This window comes from Arthrobacter sp. B0316-5-4 (assembly GCF_059090325.1).
This window is the reverse complement of sequence record NZ_JBNHFN010000004.1, coordinates 157,398-178,540: the sequence shown is the minus strand read 5'-3', so window position 1 is coordinate 178,540 and position 21,143 is coordinate 157,398. Positions and strand designations below refer to the sequence as shown.

General features: G+C 64.1%; 18 protein-coding genes and 2 tRNA genes. 15 read left to right on the top strand and 5 right to left on the bottom strand.

What is annotated here, in order from left to right:
* Window positions 1-6: 6 nt before the first annotated feature.
* Complete coding sequence (locus tag AC5RU9_RS12905) at window positions 7-849, bottom strand: SGNH/GDSL hydrolase family protein (protein ID WP_494016747.1); 843 nt, start codon at window positions 847-849, stop codon at window positions 7-9.
* 70 nt (window positions 850-919) lie between these two features.
* Between AC5RU9_RS12905 and AC5RU9_RS12900 the strand changes: the two genes are divergently transcribed.
* The gene (locus AC5RU9_RS12900) at window positions 920-1,570 is read left to right on the top strand and encodes an alpha/beta hydrolase (RefSeq protein ID WP_494016746.1); all 651 of its coding nucleotides are present in this window, start codon (window positions 920-922) and stop codon (window positions 1,568-1,570) included.
* A gap of 9 nt (window positions 1,571-1,579) precedes the next feature.
* Here AC5RU9_RS12900 and AC5RU9_RS12895 read toward each other — a convergent pair whose 3' ends face one another.
* A complete protein-coding gene (locus AC5RU9_RS12895; protein ID WP_211711640.1) occupies window positions 1,580-1,807 on the bottom strand; it encodes an RNA-binding S4 domain-containing protein in 228 nt (75 codons plus the stop codon).
* Window positions 1,808-1,830: 23 nt separating this feature from the next.
* Between AC5RU9_RS12895 and AC5RU9_RS12890 the strand changes: the two genes are divergently transcribed.
* From AC5RU9_RS12890 to AC5RU9_RS12825, 14 genes are all read left to right on the top strand, one after another.
* Window positions 1,831-2,835: a DMT family transporter gene (locus AC5RU9_RS12890; protein WP_494016745.1), complete on the top strand. Its 1,005-nt coding sequence runs from the start codon at window positions 1,831-1,833 to the stop codon at window positions 2,833-2,835.
* A gap of 110 nt (window positions 2,836-2,945) precedes the next feature.
* Window positions 2,946-4,331, top strand: a complete 1,386-nt coding sequence (locus AC5RU9_RS12885; protein ID WP_494016744.1) for a glycine--tRNA ligase — start codon at window positions 2,946-2,948, stop codon at window positions 4,329-4,331.
* Window positions 4,332-4,333: 2 nt separating this feature from the next.
* Complete coding sequence (locus tag AC5RU9_RS12880) at window positions 4,334-5,296, top strand: GNAT family N-acetyltransferase (protein WP_494016743.1); 963 nt, start codon at window positions 4,334-4,336, stop codon at window positions 5,294-5,296.
* A 214-nt stretch (window positions 5,297-5,510) separates the two neighbouring features.
* Window positions 5,511-6,884 carry an FAD-binding oxidoreductase gene (locus AC5RU9_RS12875; RefSeq protein ID WP_494016742.1) on the top strand — a complete coding sequence of 458 codons (1,374 nt, stop codon included), beginning with the start codon at window positions 5,511-5,513 and terminating at the stop codon, window positions 6,882-6,884.
* Window positions 6,885-6,937: 53 nt separating this feature from the next.
* Window positions 6,938-8,428 (top strand): YibE/F family protein, encoded by a 1,491-nt coding sequence (locus AC5RU9_RS12870; protein ID WP_494016741.1) that lies wholly within the window; start codon window positions 6,938-6,940, stop codon window positions 8,426-8,428.
* A 100-nt stretch (window positions 8,429-8,528) separates the two neighbouring features.
* Window positions 8,529-9,476, top strand: a complete 948-nt coding sequence (locus tag AC5RU9_RS12865; protein WP_494016740.1) for an ABC transporter ATP-binding protein — start codon at window positions 8,529-8,531, stop codon at window positions 9,474-9,476.
* A complete protein-coding gene (locus tag AC5RU9_RS12860; RefSeq protein ID WP_494016739.1) occupies window positions 9,473-10,249 on the top strand; it encodes an ABC transporter permease in 777 nt (258 codons plus the stop codon). The genes AC5RU9_RS12865 and AC5RU9_RS12860 overlap by 4 nt, the downstream gene beginning before the upstream one ends.
* 29 nt (window positions 10,250-10,278) lie before the next feature.
* Window positions 10,279-11,388: a sensor histidine kinase gene (locus tag AC5RU9_RS12855; protein ID WP_494016738.1), complete on the top strand. Its 1,110-nt coding sequence runs from the start codon at window positions 10,279-10,281 to the stop codon at window positions 11,386-11,388.
* On the top strand, window positions 11,385-11,996 hold the full coding sequence (locus tag AC5RU9_RS12850; RefSeq protein WP_494016737.1) for a response regulator transcription factor: 612 nt from the start codon (window positions 11,385-11,387) through the stop codon (window positions 11,994-11,996). Before AC5RU9_RS12855 ends, AC5RU9_RS12850 begins: the two co-directional genes overlap by 4 nt.
* A gap of 43 nt (window positions 11,997-12,039) precedes the next feature.
* Window positions 12,040-13,221, top strand: a complete 1,182-nt coding sequence (gene dusB, locus AC5RU9_RS12845; protein WP_211711649.1) for a tRNA dihydrouridine synthase DusB — start codon at window positions 12,040-12,042, stop codon at window positions 13,219-13,221.
* Between the two features lie 63 nt (window positions 13,222-13,284).
* Window positions 13,285-14,601, top strand: a complete 1,317-nt coding sequence (locus tag AC5RU9_RS12840; RefSeq protein ID WP_494016736.1) for a deoxyguanosinetriphosphate triphosphohydrolase — start codon at window positions 13,285-13,287, stop codon at window positions 14,599-14,601.
* Between the two features lie 37 nt (window positions 14,602-14,638).
* The gene (gene dnaG / locus AC5RU9_RS12835; protein WP_494016735.1) at window positions 14,639-16,522 is read left to right on the top strand and encodes a DNA primase; all 1,884 of its coding nucleotides are present in this window, start codon (window positions 14,639-14,641) and stop codon (window positions 16,520-16,522) included.
* A 52-nt stretch (window positions 16,523-16,574) separates the two neighbouring features.
* Window positions 16,575-16,647: transfer RNA gene (locus tag AC5RU9_RS12830), tRNA-Asn, on the top strand.
* A gap of 117 nt (window positions 16,648-16,764) precedes the next feature.
* Window positions 16,765-16,837 (top strand) — tRNA-Asn (locus AC5RU9_RS12825).
* A 47-nt stretch (window positions 16,838-16,884) separates the two neighbouring features.
* Here AC5RU9_RS12825 and AC5RU9_RS12820 read toward each other — a convergent pair.
* The 3 genes from AC5RU9_RS12820 to AC5RU9_RS12810 are packed head-to-tail and all read right to left on the bottom strand — an operon-like array spanning window position 16,885 to window position 21,141.
* A complete protein-coding gene (locus tag AC5RU9_RS12820) occupies window positions 16,885-17,292 on the bottom strand; it encodes a hypothetical protein (RefSeq protein ID WP_211711652.1) in 408 nt (135 codons plus the stop codon).
* Between the two features lie 44 nt (window positions 17,293-17,336).
* Window positions 17,337-18,620, bottom strand: a complete 1,284-nt coding sequence (locus AC5RU9_RS12815) for an alpha/beta hydrolase (protein ID WP_494016734.1) — start codon at window positions 18,618-18,620, stop codon at window positions 17,337-17,339.
* A gap of 22 nt (window positions 18,621-18,642) precedes the next feature.
* Window positions 18,643-21,141, bottom strand: coding sequence for a bifunctional lysylphosphatidylglycerol flippase/synthetase MprF (locus tag AC5RU9_RS12810; protein ID WP_494016733.1), 2,499 nt, complete (start codon window positions 21,139-21,141; stop codon window positions 18,643-18,645).
* Between the last annotated feature and the right edge of the window lie 2 nt (window positions 21,142-21,143).

The following is a 21,143-nucleotide window of genomic DNA, read 5'->3' as shown; positions in this document are numbered from 1 at the left end:
CGCATCCTAGCTGCGCGGCAGCAAGGTGCCGTTGGCGCCGAAGACGGGACCCGGCGTCGGGCGCTTTGGCGTAATGCCGTCGCCAGAGGACTGGTGCCGAAGCCGCCGCAGGACCCAGGGAACAAAATACTCGCGCGCCCAGACGAGGTCCGAAGAGCGGGCTTCACGCCAGGTCCGCGGCGGAAGGGCCTTGGGCACCAAAGGCTCAAGGGTGTGCTCGACGTTGAGGGCCTCCAGGACCATCATCGCGATGGTGTGGTGGCCCAGGGGTGAAAAGTGCAGCCGGTCCACGTTCCACATCTGGGAATCCGATAACTGCCGAAGGGACCACATATCGGCGATGATCGCGTCGTGCCGTGCGGCCACGGTCCGGAGGTTCTCGTTGTAGATGGCTACCTTTCCGCGGATGCGGCCCAAGACAGAGGACGCAGTGTCGGGGCCGTTGAAAAGAACCACCGTGGCACCACCGGAGCCGAGCTCAGCCACGGCGGCGTCAAGCTTTTCGGCGAGCAGGTCGGGGTCGCCGCCCGGTCGGATGAGGTCGTTGCCGCCGGCGGAAATCGAGACGAGATCGGGCTGGAGCTCAAGGCACGGGCCTACTTGTTCGTCGACGATCTGCTGCAGCAGCCGGCCCCTGATGGCGAGGTTGGCGTAAGCGAAGTCGTCGTGCCCGCGGCCCAGTTCTTCGGCCACACGGTCCGCCCAGCCGCGGTAGCCTCCGGGGTTGAGGGGCTCGGGGTCGCCGATGCCCTCGGTGAAGGAATCACCCAGCGCCACATACCGGCTCCAGGGGTGTTTTTGTACCGGGGCTCCCGGCTTCAGCAAAGGATTGTTGTCACTCACGCTCATATCCTGCCTCGTGTCTGCGACCCTACGCGACCGTAAGTTGTTACCTGTGGGTAACTGCAAGAATAGAACCATGACAGAAGCTCCCGCATTCCCCGCGCCCGTTGTCCTGTGGTCCCACGACGAAGCCGAGCGTGCAGGCAAGCCCCTGCTGGTCCTGCTGCATGGTTACGGTTCCAACGAGGAGGACCTCTTCAGCCTTGCCGGGATGCTGCCGGACGGTTTTGTGGTGGCTGCCCTCCGCGCGCCCATGCCGATGGGTCCCGGCTACACGTGGTTCCCGCTCACGGCGTCCATCGACTACTCCGTCGAGGCCGTCAAACTCGCTGCCGAGTACGCGCTGGAGTGGCTCGACACCGTCAAGGCCAACCACTCCTCAGTGACGCTCCTTGGGTTCTCCATGGGCATGGCCATAGCCACCACCATGCTCCGGTACCGGCCCGCGGACTTTGCCGCCGTCGTCGGGCTTTCCGGTTTTGTGATCGACGCCGGCGCTGACGCCGCCTTCCGCGACGACGAACTGGATGGCACCATGCCGATGTTCTGGGGCCGTGACCAGCAGGATCCGGTCATCACCCCGGACAAGATCGAATACACCATGGGTTGGGTGCGCAAGCACGTGGACCTCACCAAGGTGCTGTACACCGGGATGTGGCACGGTATCAACCAGCAGGAGATCGGGCATGTGGGGGAGTTCCTCACCCACAAAGTGCTCACCGATTGAGCTCCAAGGCTAGGCGGCGGTGATCTTCACGGTCTGACCGTTGACCGTCACAGTATCGCCGGGGTGGAGTTGGCGTCCGCGGCGTTCGTCGATCTCGTCGTTGACCTTGACCAGGCCGTTCTTGATGAGCTCCGCGGCCTCCACACCGTCCTCCACCAGGTTGGCGAGCTTCAGCAGCTGGCCCAGGCGGATCATGTCGTCGCGGATGGGGATTTCTTCGATTTCCGGGTTGCTCATACAGCAATGATGCCTGAAGTAGTGTGGTGACAGTGCCGCAGCCTTCCTCCCGTTCCGCCTTCCCGCTTGCCCTTGGGCTCCCGATTGCAGTAGCAACGGGCTTGGTCATTCCGCTTCAAGGAAGGATCAATGGGGCCCTCGGTGCCAGATTGAACGACGGCATAGCAGCTGCCGTGGTGAGCTTCACCACAGGCCTGCTGCTCATCAGTGCCATTTCGCTGGCGACGCCCAAAGGCAGGGCCGGCCTTCAACGCATCATGCCTGCTGTCCGGAACCGCAGCTTCCCCCGTTATTACGTGATGGCGGGCGCTATTGGCGCGCTGTTCGTCTTTGCCCAGTCGTTCACCGTGGCACTCCTTGGCGTGGCACTGTTTACGGTCGCCGCAGTGACGGGGCAGACCCTCAGCGGACTGCTCGTGGACCGCATGGGCATCGGCCCCGGAGGGAAACGGGCCATCACGGGCGTTCGCGTCCTGGGCAGTGTGCTGACGGTTGCCGCCGTCGCGTGGGCTGTTTCGCCCCGGTTCGGCGGTGACGCAGACGTCGCTTCGCTGCTGTTGCCCGTGCTCCTGCCGCTCGCCGCAGGATTCCTGATGAGCTTCCAGCAGGCCATGAACGGAACCGCCACCGTGCATTACGGGACACCCGTCGCTGCCACGCTGGTCAACTTCATCGCCGGCTCCACCATCCTGTGGATCGCCTGGCTCATCAAGCTCGCCGTGGCAGGGCCCGGCAATCCGCTTCCGTCCGAGTGGTGGTACTACCTGGGCGGTCCCATGGGCTGCCTCTTCATCGGCCTGGCGGCGCTGCTGGTCCGCAGCCTCGGGGTACTGATCACCGGCCTGGGCATGATTGCGGGCCAGCTGGTGGGGTCGTTGGTGCTCGACGTCGTGATCCCCAGTCCCGGCGCGGTGGTCGCCTTGCCCACGGTGCTGGGTACCGTCCTGACGCTCGCCGCGATCATCGTGGGCACCCTGCCATGGCCCAGAGGGGCTTTCGCACGAAGGGGTGCGGCTAAAGGCCGGTAGGGTAGGAGACAGCAATTTCCCCCAGCACCCCGCGGACAACCTCGTCCGGAATCCGGGGCTAACCACCGCGGACCGCACCCAGCGGCCCTGTAGAACAAATGGAGTTACCCATGGCAGCAAAATCCGTCCTTGACCAGGTCATTTCCCTCTCCAAGCGGAGGGGCTTTGTCTTCCAGGCCGGTGAAATCTATGGTGGCTCCCGATCTGCATGGGACTACGGCCCCCTCGGTGCGGAACTGAAGGAAAACATCAAGCGCCAGTGGTGGCAGAGCATGGTCCGCGGCCGCGAAGATGTCGTTGGCCTGGATTCTTCGGTTATCCTGCCCCGCCAGGTATGGGAAGCTTCCGGCCACGTCGAAGTGTTCTCCGACCCTTTGGTTGAATGCCTGTCCTGCCACAAGCGCTACCGTGCAGACCACCTTGAAGAAGAGTACGAGGAAAAGAAGGGCCGTCCGGCAGAAAACGGCCTCGCCGACATCGTCTGCGCCAACTGCGGCACCCGCGGCCAGTGGACCGAACCCCAGGAATTCTCCGGTCTGCTGAAGACCTTCCTGGGCCCGGTGGCCAGCGAGGAAGGCATGCACTACCTGCGTCCGGAAACCGCGCAGGGCATTTTCGTGAACTTCAACAACGTGCTGACCACGTCCCGGAAGAAGCCCCCGTTCGGCATCGGCCAGATCGGCAAGTCCTTCCGTAACGAGATCACGCCGGGCAACTTCATTTTCCGCACCCGCGAGTTCGAGCAGATGGAGATGGAATTCTTCGTCGAGCCCGGCACGGATGAAGAGTGGCACCAGTACTGGATGAAGGAACGCATGTCCTGGTATACGGGCCTGGGCATCCGTGAGGACAACCTGCGCTTCTTCGAGCACCCGCTGGAGAAGCTCAGCCACTACTCCAAGGGCACAACGGACATTGAGTACCGCTTCGGTTTCCAAGGCTCGGAGTGGGGCGAGCTTGAGGGTATTGCCAACCGCACCGACTTTGACCTCTCCACCCATGCCAAGGCTTCCGGCACGGACCTGAGCTACTTCAACCAGGCCACCAACGAGCGCTACACCCCGTACGTGATCGAGCCCGCCGCCGGTTTGACCCGCTCGTTCATGGCCTTCCTGATTGACGCGTACACCGAAGACGAGGCCCCCAACGCCAAGGGCGGCGTCGATGTCCGCACTGTGCTGAAGCTCGACCCCCGCCTGGCCCCCGTCAAGGCCGCTGTCCTGCCGCTGAGCCGCAACGAGGACCTTTCCCCGAAGGCGAAGGCCTTGGGTGCCCAGTTGCGCCGGAACTGGAACATCGACTTCGACGACGCCGGTGCCATCGGCCGCCGTTACCGTCGCCAGGACGAGATCGGAACTCCGTTCTGCATCACCGTTGACTTCGACACCCTCGAGGACCAGGCCGTCACCATCCGTGAGCGCGACACCATGAGCCAGGAACGTGTGTCCTTGGACAAGGTTGAGGGCTACCTTGCCGCACGCCTGATCGGCGCCTGACCGTGGCTTTGGAGTACCGCGAATGGAAGGAAGGCGACGACCTCGCCCTCCTGGAGATCTGGGGTGGCCCGGAAACCCTTCCCGCTGAGCAGTTCCGTGCTGCCCTGGCACCGTCCAGCAACCAGCCGTGGCGCCGTTGCATCGTGGCCGAGGACGTCGTGGACGGTGGGCGCATTCCCGTTGCCGCTGGCGTCGTCCATGAAGCGTCGCTGCACCCGGAACGCCTGTGGGCCTACATCGAGGTCGCCAAGGACCATCGTCGCAGCGGGGTCGGTTCCACCCTCCTGGCCATGCTGCGCCGCGAAGCCGGGGACTCGCCGTCGGGCGTTTCAAAGCTCCGCAGCAAAGTGGAACCGGACACCGCCGGCGCTGCGTTTGCCGCTGCAGCGGGACTTTCCCCCATCCAGCGTTCACAACTGGTTGTGGTGGAACCCGAGCCGCTGAAACTGCCGCGTTTCGGGGATGGTTCCGAGGAAGCCGCCGCTGAGCGAGTGGAAGACTTGGCAACAGGGTCCGTCGAGCTGAGTGACGTGGTGGGTAAGTACTACTCACACGTCCACCACTGGGACAGCCCGGGTGAACTCAGCATCGCCACCGTTCAGCGATTGTTCCTGCATGACCTGACAGGCGCCCATGGTGCGATCGTCCTGCGGGCACCGAAAGCCAGTGCCTTCGGCCAAGGCGTTCCGGCGAGCCGCAAGGGCAAGATCCAGGCGTTCGCCATCAGCTACGCGCAAGGCAACTCCGATGAACCGTCGGATGTCTTCCTGGGACACGACCCCAGCCTTTCGTCCGAAGACGCTGAAGCGGCGGTACGTGACCTCCTGGCACTGATCGCTTACCAGCACCCGGTCCTGCTGGAAGTCGACGAATCGATGACGGCCCTGCGCGCGGTCCTTGGACCACTGCTGGAGTCCGGAAAAGCCCACGTGCGTGGTGCTGATACGTTGATCGTGAGCGACTGACCGGAACCCACGGACGTCGTTAAATCGCTGCGAATCCTGTCTGGCCCTCTTTCACGGGCCAGGCAGGATTCGTTGTTTTCGGGTCCTTATCAGAGGTTCTTGACGCGGCCCAGGCTCAGGAGTAGTCCTATCGAAGTAAGCCCCCACGCCATCACATCCGGGGGGAGAAGCGTGTGGAAAGTCCGGTCTCACGTCTGAATCGATGGTATGCACTATGAACAAGATCGCCCTCGACGGGCTGCGGGAACAGTTGCGCGGGCAACTCGTCACTCCTGAAGATCCTGACTACGACGCAGCACGCGCCGTTTTCAACGCGATGGTGGACAAGCGTCCTGCCGGTGTCATCCGTGTAGCGCAGGTCTCCGACGTCATCGCCGGCGTCAGCTTCGCCCGCGACAACTCCATGCCCTTGGCCATCAGGGGCGGTGGGCACAGCGCTCCTGGATTCGGGACGTGGGACGACGCACTGGTGCTGGACTTCGTTAGTCGCACCGGGGTCAGGGTGGATCCCCAAAATTCCAGGGCCCGGGCCGAAGCCGGAGCCACCTGGGCTGACTTCAACCACGCCACGCACGCTTTCGGGCTTGCGACCACCGGTGGAATCGTTGGATCCACTGGCGTGGCGGGCCTGACCTTGGGCGGCGGGATAGGGTACCTCGCCAGGAAGTACGGACTCTCCTGCGACAACCTTGTCTCGGCAGATGTCGTGACGGCAGACGGCCAGTTCCTGATCGCCAGCGACGAACAGAACGAAGACTTGTTTTGGGCGATCCGGGGCGGTGGAGGCAACTTTGGGGTGGTGACATCCTTGGAGTTCGAACTCCATCCCGTGGATATGGTCCATGCGGGAATCATCATTTACGGCGCTGAGAACATCCCTGCCGTCGCCCGGTTCTACCGTGACTACATAGCCTCGGCGCCTGAAGAGTTCGGTGCGTTCTTGGGCTTCCACCAAGGACCGCCCGTGCCTTTCCTCCCCGAAGAGTGGCACGGCAAGGCAGTGTGCGTGGTAGTAGGAATGTGGACGGGAGACCCCGCTGAAGGGGACGCACGCTGGCAGCCGTTCCTGGAGGCCGCACCGGTGGCGGGATCCATGGTGGGGCCCATGCCATATCCGGCACTGAACGTCGCCTTTGACGGACTCAACCCAAAGGGCATGCAGGGCTATTGGAAGGCCAACTTCCTGCGCGAACTCAACGATGGCGCCATCGCTGCCCACGCCCAGTTCGGGGCCACCGTGACCAGCATGAACACCGCCGTCCACGTCTATCCCATCGATGGCGCCGTGTCCCGGGTAGCCGTAGAGGACACAGCCTTCGCCCACCGCGACATGAAGTTCTCTCCGGTCATCGCGACCCAATGGCCCGATCCTGCTGATAACGAAGCCAACATCGCCTGGGCCCGCGGGTACGCAGCCGCGTTGGCACCACACTCGGAAGCCGGTGGCTACATCAACTTCATGGACTCGGAAGACCAAAACCGGGTCGCGGACAACTACGGACCCAACTGGGAGAAGCTGGTAGCGGTCAAAGCCAAGTACGATCCCGACAACCTCTTCCGCGTCAACCAGAACATCCCTCCACGATGAGCCGGGAGTCCTCCGGGTCCACGTAGGCTTAAGCCCATGAGGTTTTGCAGCTGATGGGCCACAGTCACTCCCACGGTCATCCTGAAGGTTCGGAACCAACCCCGCAGGCGGTCGCTTCCCGTAAAAGGGCCAATTGGCTGCTGGCGGCAGTCCTGGTTCCCCTGGGCGTGCTCACCCTTGTGGCGATGTTGCTCATGTGGCCCTCAGGCAGCCGGGAAGGGATCAACTTTTCAAGTCCCTACCAGGCTGCCCCGGGGGTCACGTTCGACACCGGCAAAATACAAAGTGTCGTGGTGGAAAGCTGCAGCCAGACGGGTCAGCAGAGCACCAGCCAGTCAGACACGAGCCAGCCCACCACAGGCCAGAACCAGGCCGGCGGCTCACAGTGCACCTTCGCCTTCACCGTGCCGGACAAGGGTGGGGAGGCCGTCAAAGTGGTCATCAACCCCGATGTGGCGATGTCCCATGGCGTAGACGTTGGTGACTCCATCCGGTACCTGAATCTCTCCGGCGTGCAGGGCAACAGCGCGGGCAGCGGGGCGCCGTCGTACGTCTTCGTCGACTTTGTGCGCAACATCCCCATTGCGGCCCTGGCAGTGTTGTACGCCGTCGTGGTGATTGCGGTGGCCCGGTGGCGCGGCTTCCGTGCGCTCCTGGGCCTGGTGGGAGCCTACTTCGTCCTGGTCAGTTTCATCCTGCCCGGTCTGGTGGAGGGCAAGCCGCCACTCTTGCTGGCATTGGTAGGGTCCACAGTGATCATGATCGGCGTCCTCTACTTTGCCCATGGATTCTCTGCGAGAACGTCCACGGCGTTGCTGGGAACCATTTTTGGGCTGGCCATCACGGCGCTCCTGGCGGCGTGGGCCACTGACGCAGCCAACCTGGCCGGTGTGGGCAGCCACGATGCTTCCACGCTGGTCAACATGTCACCGCAGATATCCATTTCGGGGATCATCCTCTGCGGCCTCATCATTTCCGGCCTGGGCGTCCTCAACGACGTCACCATCACCCAATCGTCGGCGGTGTGGGAGCTGTACGAGCTCGCACCGAACACCAGCGCCCGGAAGCTGTTTTCTTCTGCCATGAGGATTGGGCGGGACCATATCGCCTCCACGGTGTACACCATCGCGTTTGCCTACGCAGGTGCGGCACTTCCCATTCTGATCATTGTGATGCTGTACGACCGCCCCTTGGCAGAGGCCCTCACCAGCGCCGAATTGTCGGAGGAAGTCATCCGCACCCTGGTGGGTTCCATCGGGTTGGTCCTCGCGATCCCGGTCACTACCCTCATCGCCGTCCTGGTGGTCAAGGCCACCGGCATGAAGCGCCTTGCCGCCGCCGGCGGACCGGCCGTGAGTGCCGACGACCTTGAGGATACCGGCGCGCTGGCCGCGGCCGCCGTCGTCGTGGGTTCCGGGCAGGACGGAACGAACGACGCCGGTGACCGGCAAAGTGCCAACCCTGAACCGGCCGCCGGGATCAGGCCGGCCCGGCCAGGGAGTCGTCGGGCCCAGCGCGAAGCGGAGCGCCGGAGCAGCGATTGACCGGATGACATTTGTCATGTCGAACCGATGACACCCGCTACGGGTGCACGGACGGTTCCCCGGCTTGAATGGGTGTACAAGACCTATTCCAGGGAGAGCAATGACAACACCCGGAGTGCCGGCCGTTCGCGCCGCCGGACTGCATAAGAGATTTGGCAAGGTCCAGGCGGTACGCGGCCTGGACCTCACCGTGGAGCAAGGGGAAGTGGTGGCGTTCCTTGGGCCGAACGGGGCCGGCAAGACCACCACCATCGACATGATCCTGGGCCTCAGCACGCCGGATGCCGGCGAGGTTTCCATCTTCGGGCACGCGCCCAGGGGAGCCATAGCCCGCGGGCAGGTAGCGGCCGTCATGCAGACCGGAGGCCTGCTGCGGGACATCAGCGTCAGGGAAACAGTGCAGCTAACGGCGGCCATGTTCGATTCGGCCCGGCCGGTGGACGAGGTCCTGACCCGCGCAGGTATCCTGGACATCGCCGATCGCCGGGTTGAAAAGTGCTCCGGCGGGCAACAGCAACGACTCCGCTTCGCCATGGCGCTGGTCTCGGACCCCGGACTGCTGATCCTGGATGAGCCGACCACGGGAATGGACGTCGCCGGACGCCGCGACTTCTGGTCCGCCATCCGCGCCGATGCATCGAAGGGGCGCACCGTTATTTTCGCTACCCATTACCTGGAAGAAGCCGACGCCTACGCAGACCGGATCGTGCTGGTGCGCCAGGGGACAGTGGTTGCCGACGGCACCGCAGCCCAGATCAAGAACCTGGCTTCCGGAAGGACCGTCCGGGCGTCACTTCCTCCCAATGACCGTGCCCTGCTGGCAGGACTGCCGCCGGCCGACCACGTGGAGTTCGACGGCGGTCGCGTCACCGTCCGCTCTGCCGACTCGGATTCCGTGGTCCGTTTCCTGCTCACCAACACCGGCGCCCATGATCTTGAGGTCGTTGCGAACAACCTTGAGGAAGCTTTCGTGGCCCTCACCGCAGACGAGGCCGGACCGGTCGCGGCCCCCACGGCCCCCACGGCCATGGAAGGGAACCGGACATGAGCCAGGAAACAGCAATGCAGGACCGCAGGCCCTCCGCGGGCGGCGTCAACCCCACTTTCCTCTGGATTGAGATCAAGAGGATGCTCCGCAACCGGCGAACCATCATGTTCACGGTGCTCATGCCGGCGATCTTCTTTTTCATCTTCGGCCTGTCCAACAAGAACCAGCAATTGCCCAACGGACACAGCTACGGGCAATACATCCTGATCAGCCTCACCGTTTATGCGGCCATGACAGCAGCAACGGGTGCGGGCAGCCAGGTGGCCGTGGAACGCGCCCAGGGCTGGAGCAGGCAGTTGCGCCTCACGCCCCTGTTGCCCGGTGCGTACATTGCCGTCAAGGCCGCCGCCGCGCTGACTCTCTCTTTGGTGGCTGTGATCGCCCAGTTCGTGATCGGTGCCCTCGCCGGGGTGACCATGGACGCCCAGACATGGCTGACTGCCGGACTGGTGGCCTGGGTGGGTTCCCTGGTGTTCGCAGCCCTGGGTCTTTTCGTGGGATACCTCATGCCAAGCCAGAACGTCATGCAGATCCTGGGCCCGGCACTGGCGATCCTGGCCATGCTCGGAGGGCTCTTCATGCCGATTGAGATCATGGGCGAAACGTTTGGTGCCATCGCCAAATTCACGCCGGCCTACGGGATCGGGCAGCTGGCACGAAGCCCCATCACCGGGGAGTTCGATGCCCTGTGGATCGTGAATGTCCTGGTCTGGCTGGCGATTTTCGTGGGTGGGGCTGCCATGGCCTTCCGTCGTGACACCAACCGTGTCTGAGCTGCCCGCCCGTGACTAAGGTGGGATCCATGAGCAGCCCGTCCTTGTGGGAGACACTCCGCGGTCCCGGACCCCGCAAGTGGTTCATCGGCGCAGCGTTCTCCATTGTGTTGTGGGCCTGGCCCACCTGGAACCTCGTATGGTCCGTGGACGAGCCCGTGAGTTGGAAGGTTCTGGCCTCGGCGTCGTTGGTGGCGTTCTTTGCGGCATATGCCATCCTGCCGATGTTCAGCCGACGCCGGGACGTCCGGACGGGTTTGGCGTGCGTCGCTGTGCTTCTGGCACTCAACGGCCTGGTGATTCTTCTGGTGGGCAAGGAAGCGCTGTGGACCTGGCCATTCCTTGCGTGCGCCATAGGAATGACCACGCTGCCGCCCCGCGTTGACTTCGCCCTGATCATGGCGCTCTCCGGTATTTCCCTGGCCTCGGAGTTGGCTGAGGGAAACCCGGAGCAGGCATTCTTCCAGCCGGCGCTCATCATGTCCCTCGGATTCATGATGTCGTCCTTCGCGCGGCTGATCCGCCAAACAACGGAGTTGCGGGCCGCCCAAACAGAACTGGCAGATGCCGCTGTGGCAGCCGAACGCAGCCGGGTGGCCCGGGACATGCACGACATCCTGGGACATTCCCTGACCGTCATAGCCGTCAAAGCGGAGTTGGCGGGCCGCATGATGGAAGCAACCCCCGACAGCCCGGCCAGGGACAGGGCAGTGGGGGAGATCAGTGAGGTCCAGGAGCTGGCCCGTGGTGCGCTCGCCGACGTCCGGGCCACGGTGGCCGGCTACCGCGGGGTCAATGTCCTTGCCGAGCTTGCGGCAGCGAGGACGGCTTTGGAATCGGCCGGTATCCAAGCCGACCTTCCCTTGACAGTGGAGCAGGTGCCGGCCAAGTACCGGGAACTGTTCGGCTGGGTGCTGCGGGAGGGCGTCACAAACGTTGTGCGGCATTCAGGCGCCGTCCAGTGCCGGGTCCGGTTGACGGCGTCGACCGTTCTGGTGGAGGACGACGGCGTGGGGCCGGGGCCGGGCGTACCCGGCAGCGGGCTGGCCGGGATCCGGGAGCGGGCGGCCACCGCCGGCGGAACGGTAAGTATTGGTGCGAGCGACCTGGGAGGGTTCAGATTGGCTGTAGACGTATGACCATCCGGTTAGTGATCGCGGACGACCAGGCCTTGGTCCGGGGTGCCCTCGCTGCCTTGTTGGGGCTTGAAGCGGACATCGAAGTAGTGGCTGAGCTGGGGGATGGGACCGGTGTTGTTGCGGCCGTGGTGGAGCATGCGGCTGACGTGGCCATGCTGGATGTCGAAATGCCAGGCCTGGATGGTATTTCCGCGGCGGCCGCCGTTCGCCATGCGGCGCCGTCGTGCCATGTCCTGATGGTCACGACGTTTGGCAGGCCGGGATATCTCAGGAGGGCCATGCAGGCCGGTGCGTCAGGTTTCGTGGTCAAGGACACCCCGGCGCGGCAGCTGGCAGAGGCCGTTCGGCGGGTGCACCACGGACTGCGTGTGGTGGACCCCTCGCTCGCAGCTGAGTCGTTGATGTCAGGAGACAGTCCGTTGACCGAACGTGAGGCGGAGGTGCTGAAGGCGGCGTCCGACGGCGGCACGGTGGCGGACATTTCCAGGGCCGCGATGCTTTCCGAAGGCACCGTCCGGAACTACCTCTCGGCGGCCATGGCCAAGACCGGTGGGCGGACGCGGGCCGAAGCCGTGCGGTTGGCCCACGAGAACGGGTGGCTTCTGTGAGGGCCCGGGTACCCGATTTGCCCGCGTTTGCAACAATGGATGGGTGACTGTAGTAGCAACGCCCCCCGCACCAAAGCTCGAGCTCCCGCCATTGAAGCTCGGCGGGATCACCGTGGACACCCCGGTGATCCTTGCCCCGATGGCCGGAATCACCAACTCTGCCTTCCGCAGGCTCTGCCGTGAATACGGCGGCGGCATGTATGTGGCCGAGATGGTGACATCGCGTGCCCTGGTGGAGCGGACGCCGGAATCGTTGCGCATCATCTCGCACGACGACGACGAAAAGGTCCGCTCCGTGCAGCTCTACGGCGTGGATCCGGTAACAGTGGGCGCCGCAGTGCGGATGCTGGTCGAGGAAGACCGCGCCGATCACATCGACCTCAACTTCGGCTGCCCGGTGCCCAAGGTGACCCGCCGCGGTGGCGGGTCCGCGCTGCCGTGGAAAATCGACCTCTTCACGTCCATCGTCAACACAGCGGTCAAGGAAGCGTCCAAAGGCGGCATTCCGCTGACCATCAAGATGCGCAAGGGCATCGACGAGGACCACCTGACCTACCTCGACGCCGGCCGCATCGCCCGTGACGCGGGCGTGGCCGCCGTCGCCCTTCACGGTCGGACAGCCGCGCAGTTCTACTCCGGCCAGGCCGACTGGTCCGCCATCGCCCGCCTCCGTGAAGCCCTGCCCGATATCCCGGTGCTGGGCAACGGCGATATCTGGTCGGCCGAGGACGCAGTGCGCATGGTCCGTGAAACCGGTGTGGACGGCGTAGTGGTGGGCCGTGGTTGCCAGGGCCGCCCTTGGCTGTTCGGAGACCTCCAGGCAGCGTTCGAGGGCAGCGACCAAAGGCACCGCCCCGGACTCCGGGAAGTGGCTGAGGGCGTCTACCGCCACGCCGAGCTGATGGTTGAGACGTTCGGTAACGACGAATACAAGGCGCTGCGCGAGATCCGCAAGCACATGGCCTGGTACTTCAAGGGATATGTGGTTGGCAGCGAACTGCGCACTAAACTCGCCACCGTCCCCACCCTGGAAGTCCTCCGCGGATACCTTGACGAACTGGACATGGACTCGCCCTACCCGGGCGTCGATTCAGAAGGCCCCCGAGGCCGGGCCGGCTCGCCCAAGAAGCCTGCCCTCCCCAAGGATTGGCTGGAAAGCCGTCAGCTGAACGCTGAACAGAGCGCCGATATCTCGGCCGCGGAGCTGGACGTGTCGGGCGGCTAGCCTCACACGTGTAAGACTGGCTCAAGAAGCACCACACCCGGCGCTTGAAGGAGGCAGATACCCATGGGAACCGAAGCGATGATTGGCCACAACGGAACCGCACACGATTACGTGCAGGCAATTCCCGGCTACGTCGACGCTGATTCCGCGCGTTGGGTCGAAGAACCCCGCAAGAGCAACTACCGCTCGGACTTCGAACGGGACCGGGCCAGGGTCCTGCATTCCTCGGCCCTGCGCAGGCTCGGTGCGAAGACCCAGGTAGTGGCTCCTGACACCGACGACTTTGTGCGAACCAGGCTGACGCACAGCCTCGAAGTGGCCCAGGTAGGCCGTGAGCTTGGGCGCTCCCTGGGCTGCGATCCCGATGTCGTGGACACAGCGTGCCTCAGCCACGACCTCGGCCACCCGCCCTTCGGCCACAATGGCGAGTCCGCGCTCAACGAAGTGGCGCACACCATCGGTGGGTTCGAAGGCAATGCGCAAACCTTGCGGTTGCTGACCCGCTTGGAGCCCAAGGTGCTGTCTGAGGACGGCCGTCCGGCGGGGCTGAACCTCACCCGGGCCAGCCTGGATGCTGCATCCAAGTACCCGTGGTCAGCCGTGGACGCCCCTGTCATCCACGGACACCGCACCAGCAAGTTTGGAGCCTACGAGGACGACCTTCCCGTGTTCGAGTGGCTGCGCGAAGGTGCGCCCGGAAACCGTTCCTGCATCGAAGCGCAGGTCATGGACCTCGCGGATGACATCTCCTACTCGGTCCACGACGTGGAGGACGCGATCGTTGCCGGCCACTTCCAGTTGAAATGGATGGAGAACCCCGACCACCGTGCACGGGTGGTGGGCTACACCAAGCAGTGGTACCTGCCGCACCACGATCCCGCGGAGATCGACGCTGCCCTGGCCCGGCTAGAAGCCACCAAGGTGTGGGTCCGTGAAGCCGACGGCAGCCGGAAGTCCATGGCCGCGCTGAAGGACATGACCAGCCAGCTGATTGGCCGGTTCTGCCAGAGCGCCATGGAGACAACCAGGGGACATTTCGGGCCCGCCAACCTCACCAGGTACGACGCCGAACTCATGGTCCCAGACGAAACAGTCGCGGAGATCGCAGTCCTCAAGGGCCTCGCCACCACTTTCGTCATTTCCACGGACCACCGCCAGCCGGTGTACGAGCGTCAACGGGAAGTGCTGCACGCGCTGGTGGGCGTCCTGAACGCGACCGGCGACCGGCACCTGGAGCCGATGTTCGCGTCCGACTGGCGTGACGCCGTCGACGACGGTGCCCGGCTGCGCGTGGTGATCGACCAGGTGGCCTCGCTGACCGACGCCTCTGCCTTGGCCATGTACGAGCGCCTGGTGGGCAGCCTGCCGTCACTCTGGTGAAGCCGGGAGCCCACGCCCGAGCGACTAGGATGGTGACGTGGCTGGCCTGATCAAACGTGAAGATATCGACGAAGTACGCCAGCGCACGGATATCAAGGAAGTCGTTGACGGTTACGTCACCCTGAAGGGCGCGGGACTGGGCAGTTTCAAGGGACTGTGCCCCTTCCACGATGAACGCTCGCCCTCCTTCACCGTCCGCCCGCAAGTGGGCCGGTACCACTGCTTCGGTTGCGGCGAGGACGGCGATGCCATCTCCTTCATCCAGAAAATGGACCACAGCTCCTTCCATGAGGCCGTGGAGAAACTGGCCGCCAGGATTGGCTACGAGCTGCGGTACGAGGACGGCGGAACCGGACCCAGCCGTGAGGAAGTCGGCAAGCGTCAACGGCTGCTGGACGCCCACAAAATCGCTGACGAATTCTTCCGTGCCCAACTGTTGACGCCCGGGGCGGCGGAGGGCCGAAACTTCCTGGACGGCCGCGGCTTTGACCGTGCCGCTGCTGAACACTTCGGTGTCGGGTACGCCCCGCAGGGCTGGGACGCGCTGCTGAAACACTTACGTGGCCGCGGCTTCACCGATGCGGAGCTCAAACTGACCGGCATGTTTTCCGAAGGCAACCGGGGGATTTATGACCGCTTCCGTGGCCGACTGATCTGGCCAATCCGCGACATCGCGGGGGACACCATCGGCTTTGGCGCGCGCAAGCTCTACGAAGACGATCAGGGCCCCAAGTACCTGAACACCCCCGAAACCGTGCTCTACAAGAAGTCCCAGGTCCTTTATGGCATCGACATTGCCAAGAAGAACGTTGCCAAGGAACGGCAACTGGTGGTGGTGGAAGGCTACACAGACGTCATGGCCTGCCACCTCTCGGGAGTCTCGACGGCGGTGGCAACCTGCGGTACTGCTTTCGGCACCGAGCACATCAAGATCGCGCGACGCCTCATTTCCGACGACGGCACCGGAGGGGAAGTGGTGTTCACCTTCGACGGCGACGCTGCCGGACAGAAAGCTGCCCTGCGGGCCTTCGAAGAGGACCAGCGGTTCCAGGCCCAGACTTACGTGGCTGTCGAGCCCAGTGGGGCCGACCCCTGCGACCTGCGCCAGCTCAAGGGTGACGCTGCTGTCCGTGACCTCATCCTCAGCCGCAAGCCACTCTTCGAGTTCGCCATCAAGGCATCGCTCCGCCGGCATAACCTGGACACCGTGGAGGGTCGCGTGGCAGCCCTGCGCGAGGCCGCTCCAGTGGTCGCACAGATCCGCGACTCCGCCACGAGGCCCGGCTACACCCGCGAACTCGCAGGCTGGCTCGGGATGCCCATTGAGGAGGTCAGCCGGTACGTTGGGGCGGCCGCCAAACGGGGAGCACCCGGCGGTAGCCCAACAGCCGGAACTGAACAGCAGGCGACGGCGGCAGCACCGCCGTCGTCCGGTCCCGTTTTCCAGCGTCCCGACCCGCGGGACCCCGTGGCTGGCATGGAGCGCCAGGCCCTGGAGGTTGTCCTCCAGGATCCATCCGTGCTGGGCGGCGGTGCGTGGGAACGTTTCGAGGCATCGCACTTCTCCACCCCTGCGTACGGTGCGGTCCATGCGGCCATCAGGGCCACCGGCCTCGCGCACGCGGGGGATCCTGTGGCGTGGGTGGAGCAGATCCGCCAGGAAGTTCCCGAGCCGCTGCGCTCGTTGGTCTCGGAACTCGCTGTAACGCCGTTGCCGGCCAGCACTCCGGAGGCCATGCAGCGGTACTGCCGGGATATCCTGGCCAGGCTCTTCGAACTGCAGATCACGCGGATTAAAGCGGACAAGATGGGCCAGCTCCAGCGGCTCGATGCTGCTTCCAACCCCGAGGACTTCCAGCGCCTGAACCGGGAGCTGATGCAGCTGGAAATGGAGCGCCGGGCGCTCCGGGCGGACGGCTGAGGGCTCGATTTCGTTTTCCAGCGAGGCCCTGTTAAGCTAGTAACCGCTTCATTCCTCCGTAGCTCAATTGGCAGAGCATTCGACTGTTAATCGAAGGGTTACTGGTTCAAGTCCAGTCGGAGGAGCGCGCAATACCCCCGTTCCGGTTAGCCGGAACGGGGGTATTTTTCATACCCCGGGAGGGTATCGGGAGCCGATTTCGCATTCGGGTAAAACCTTTGCTAAAGTCATAGGCGCTTCATTCCTCCGTAGCTCAATTGGCAGAGCATTCGACTGTTAATCGAAGGGTTACTGGTTCAAGTCCAGTCGGAGGAGCATCAGGACCCCGTACCGGCTTACCGCTGGTGCGGGGTCCGCTTTTTTCAGACGAAATCCATTTCCACCTGCAGGAAGCGCGCAGCCTCGGTGACAGCCGCCGCAAACGATTCCTGCTCGGTGGGCGGTGTCCTGGGTTCACGGGGATGCCATTCGTGCGGGGCGGAGTACACGCGGGTGAAGCCGCCCCCCGGTGGCGCGTAGAAGATGCCGAACCTTTGGACAGGCCACTCGGGCGAGGTTTCGGGGGCAACCAGCAACGCGGCGTCGGTTTCCGGGTTGTACCACTGGGCTATGGGTCTCCGGCGGTCGTCCGTGAAGAGTCCCGCCGCGTAAAGGGCTGCCGACTGCGCACTGGTGACCGAGCACAGCCGGTCCCACCACAGGGGCAGGATGCGCTCATCCCGCCGCTGCCACGGTGCCGGAAGCGGCTGCAGTTCTTGCCAATGTGGCACACCTTAACTTTATCGCCAGGGCGATGCCCGGAAAAGGGCAGACGCTACCGGGACAGCCCCAGCCGGGGATAGAGGACCTCGAAGCCCTTGGTGAGGCCATCGTTCAGCGCGATTCCCACGTGTCCGCCATTAGGTACCTCATAGTAGGTGACCGCCATGCCGGAAGCCTGGGCCGCAGCGGAGACGGCCTTGGCCGCCGCCACGTAGGCGATGTCGTCGGAGCCGGCCGTGAAGACCGCCGTTGTATGCGGAAATTGCTTGCCACTCATGATGTTGATGGGCTTCTGTGCGTCATAGGCGGCCTGGTTGCCTCCGAAGATCTCGGCCAGGTTGCCGGCAGGATCCTCTGCCCCGGGGAATTCCTCGCCCGAGATGTCCACCACGTTGCCCCACAAATCGGGGTACTTGACCGCGAACGAGATTGCGCACTGCCCTCCGTTGGAGTACCCGGCGATGGTCCAGTGGTCGCGGTCGGTCAGGATGTTCAGGTTGGCCTTGGCCCAGTTGACGACGTCCTCGTTGATGTACTTCTGGACGTTCCCATACTTGGCGGTGTCCAGGCAGAGCGTGTCATCCTGATCCGGGCCGATTTGGTCCGCGACGATCGCGATGGGGGCCAGTCCGTTGTTTTTTGCAGCGAACTCGTCCAGGGCCGCAGAGACGTATTGCGGGTCGGGGAGCCCTGGTTGGCCCATCATCAGCACAAACAGGGGCAATTTGGGCGGATTCTCCGTCAGGGCTGCGGGAGGCAGGTAGATCCCCGCAGGACGTGCATTGAATCCTGAAGACGTGGCAGGGATGACCTGGGTTCCGGCTTTACCGTGGGCAGGCATGTTGGCCGGCGGTTTCCAGTTTTGCCACAGGGGACCGGCCGGATTGGAGGCGTTAGGGTCAGGTTTGCTGAGATGGATGGTGCCCTCAGTGGAGATGCCCAGCGCCGAACCCAACGTCTTGTTCAGTCCGAACTCGGTGTTGATGCCGAGGGCGGCCACCAAGGCAAACACGGGAATGGATACCGCTGCCACTACTTTTCGCCAGGGTCGGCTGCGCCGGAAGCTCACCACGGCCAGACCCAGCCCACCGAAGCAGGCCAGTGCCCAGAACCATACCCGTGGCGTGAGTCCAACGTGGAACACGTCCATGACGTCCTCTACGATCCACACCGTCAACCAGCCCACCAGGACGGCGACGGCGACGGCGAGCACCGCAGTGAGGGCCCACCGGGCCGATGGCTTAAGGAAAAGCACCAGGAAGAAGGCCATTCCGATCACCGCGGCGATTGTCATCACGGCAGGGCCGCTGATCTCGATCTTCAGGATGGTATTCATCGTCGTCCTACCCTCCTCCATGTCATGCTGCTGGCTCCCTGGCAACCATCTGGCGGAGAAGTCCCGCGCTTTGGGAGGGGGAGAGGCCCGGCAGGTAGGCCGAGCCTACGGCGATGCCGATGGCGGGCAGGGCCAGCGGGTCCGGGTAGTACATGTACAACGTCCGGTGTTCGGGCTGGAACCTGGACTTGAAGGCGGCCAAGGACTTGAAGCCGTACATGGGTTCCAGCGCATTGCCCAGCAGCGCCAGGACCCGGTCCAACGCGCTGTGGTCGCCGTCGTCCGTGCCCGCGCCGCTGTTGGCGAGGGGCGACCCGGACAGCGAAATGCTGGGGACGTTCTCCTTGACATGGGTGACTGCAGAGGCGATGAGGAACTCCATGACGCCCTTGAATCCCGTGGTGCGGCGCCGCATGAAGTCCAGGGTCCACCCGGTGATGGAGCCGTTGCTGAAGACCGGCAGCCAGCTGGTCACTCCATGGACCAGTCCGTCGTCGTCCACCGCCACGCAACAAAGGACCTCCGGATCCTTGAGTTCGTTCAGGCCGCCAAGGGTGAACCCCATCTCGGGGAGGGCTTTGTCTGCGACCCATTCCTCGGAGATCTCCGCCAGTTGCGCCCTGATCCCGGGAGGCATGTCCCGGTAGTGGTACCAGTAATCCTTGATGGACAGCTTGTCCGCACGGTTCAATGCCGTGCGGACGTTTTGCCACTCTTTGCCTTTGAAGGTCATCGCTTGCACGTTCAGTAGTGTCTCCTCCGCCACTTCAAGTTTCCTGAAGCCCTGCGGGAGAAGCGCTGCATCCAGCTCATCCGTCGCCGAGTAGAAGCAGGGGATCAGCCCCAGCCGGGAGCAATGGCCAAGGAATCCCGTGGCTGCCTCCCCGTGATGTTCCTTGGTCCCAATCGGCCCGGCTACCGTCAAAGCGACCCCGTTGTGGACCTGGTAGGCCACGCCGGCGCGCCGGTCCGGAGTGAACCAGTACTGGTTGTTGTCCCACAGGGTCATCCACGACAGGGTGCCGCCACCGTCATGCAGCAGTTCGCGGGCATGTCCCAGGTCCGCGGCAGGATCGGTGGCTATTGCCCGGAACCGCCTGAAGTTGTTCAGAACCAGCACCAGGATGCACAGCCAAATAATGTCTCCGCCCAAGCCGTAAAGGACGGTGCTCAGCAGCCCCTGGGGCAGGGCGACAACGAAGGGCACGGGAAACGGAACCAGGATATGGGTCAGTTGCCCGGCCAGGTCCAGCAGGGTGGACCGTCCCGGGTTGCCCTCCAGGAACCAAAAAACGATGTACAGCACGACGGCGGCGACGGCCAGGGCGAGCGTGGTCCGCCCCAGGGTGCGGTATCCGGCATCGCTGGACTCCACCCGGAACTTGTGCCGGTTTCCCAGGAGCAGCGTCAGGATGATGACCGGGGCCAGGACTGCCGGTACTGCGTACAGCAGCAGGTAGCCGAAGTCGTCATCACCCATGGTGACCTCGGGATCTGTCACGTATTGAAGAATCGACAGGACGGTAACAGCGGCCAAGTACGCCTGGATGACCAACGTCAGGCGGTAGGCGAGCCGACGGCCACGCCTGAGCCCTTCAGCGCAGACCAGCAGAAGCAGGACCGGGATCAGGGTCAGTATGGCCGCGCCGAAACTTTGGACACCCACGATCCCCTGCAGGGTCACGCAGTTCCTGTCGTTGCCACAGGCTTCCTGGACTTCGTCCGCGTCCGGGCTTGCCTGGAGCATGACTTCGGAGACCACCGAGAGCGGCCCGACCTCCCACGTGCCGGTCAGTTGCGTCAGCAAAGGCCCGACGGCGAAGACCCCCACCACAGTGCCGATCAGGAACCTGGTCTCCCGAAGGCTGGACGAATGAAAGGATCCTTCCCTGCGGCGGAGTGCCAGGGACTGGATGGCCCAGCCAGCCAGGATACCGATCACGGCACCGGCAAGAGCCTGGAGGGTCTGGGCGACGCCGACAAAAAGCGCGAACATCAGCGTGGCGGCCAGCAACCACGTCCGCAGCCGCCGACGCCACAGGGAGTCGAGGGCCGCCGTCGAACATCCCAAGGCGGCGGCAGCCCCGCCATAGGCGCCAACCGCGTATTCGCCGCCGAGGAAGCTGAGCCATTGGTCGCTGGCATCGGTTCCGAAGGTCACCAGCCCCACCAGCACCAAGGCGCTGAGGGCTGAGCCCGCGACGAAAGCTGCAAGGGCAAGCCAGGGGCCCATGACGCGCTCGGCGATTCCCACGCCCAGCAAGATCGCCGCCGTGCAGGCAACGTAGTCAAGCAGGGAAGAGGCAAAGAACCCGGAAGTGAAAACGGACCACCAAGGCCCGGGCTCCACGGCCAGGCCGAGGCCCACCTGATCCAGGAGGTCAACGCTGGGGCCGTTGAGCAGGCTCCCCGTGGCAATACCCAGGAGCCACAGCAGGGCGGCCAGAGCCAACGTCAGTGGCAACCTCCGCAAGGCGGCCACGCCGCGAAGGGTACCCCTGAATGCCACAGCCGTGCTCATGT

Coding starts and splice junctions, on each gene's coding strand:
- AC5RU9_RS12860 (WP_494016739.1), top strand. CDS start 9,473: ATGAGCCAGGAAACAGCAATGCAGGACCGCAGGCCCTCCGCGGGCGGC.
- AC5RU9_RS12905 (WP_494016747.1), bottom strand. CDS start 849: ATGAGCGTGAGTGACAACAATCCTTTGCTGAAGCCGGGAGCCCCGGTA.
- AC5RU9_RS12850 (WP_494016737.1), top strand. CDS start 11,385: ATGACCATCCGGTTAGTGATCGCGGACGACCAGGCCTTGGTCCGGGGT.
- AC5RU9_RS12815 (WP_494016734.1), bottom strand. CDS start 18,620: ATGAATACCATCCTGAAGATCGAGATCAGCGGCCCTGCCGTGATGACA.
- AC5RU9_RS12855 (WP_494016738.1), top strand. CDS start 10,279: ATGAGCAGCCCGTCCTTGTGGGAGACACTCCGCGGTCCCGGACCCCGC.
- AC5RU9_RS12870 (WP_494016741.1), top strand. CDS start 6,938: ATGGGCCACAGTCACTCCCACGGTCATCCTGAAGGTTCGGAACCAACC.
- AC5RU9_RS12900 (WP_494016746.1), top strand. CDS start 920: ATGACAGAAGCTCCCGCATTCCCCGCGCCCGTTGTCCTGTGGTCCCAC.
- AC5RU9_RS12865 (WP_494016740.1), top strand. CDS start 8,529: ATGACAACACCCGGAGTGCCGGCCGTTCGCGCCGCCGGACTGCATAAG.
- AC5RU9_RS12875 (WP_494016742.1), top strand. CDS start 5,511: ATGAACAAGATCGCCCTCGACGGGCTGCGGGAACAGTTGCGCGGGCAA.
- AC5RU9_RS12810 (WP_494016733.1), bottom strand. CDS start 21,141: ATGAGCACGGCTGTGGCATTCAGGGGTACCCTTCGCGGCGTGGCCGCC.
- AC5RU9_RS12840 (WP_494016736.1), top strand. CDS start 13,285: ATGGGAACCGAAGCGATGATTGGCCACAACGGAACCGCACACGATTAC.
- AC5RU9_RS12885 (WP_494016744.1), top strand. CDS start 2,946: ATGGCAGCAAAATCCGTCCTTGACCAGGTCATTTCCCTCTCCAAGCGG.
- AC5RU9_RS12895 (WP_211711640.1), bottom strand. CDS start 1,807: ATGAGCAACCCGGAAATCGAAGAAATCCCCATCCGCGACGACATGATC.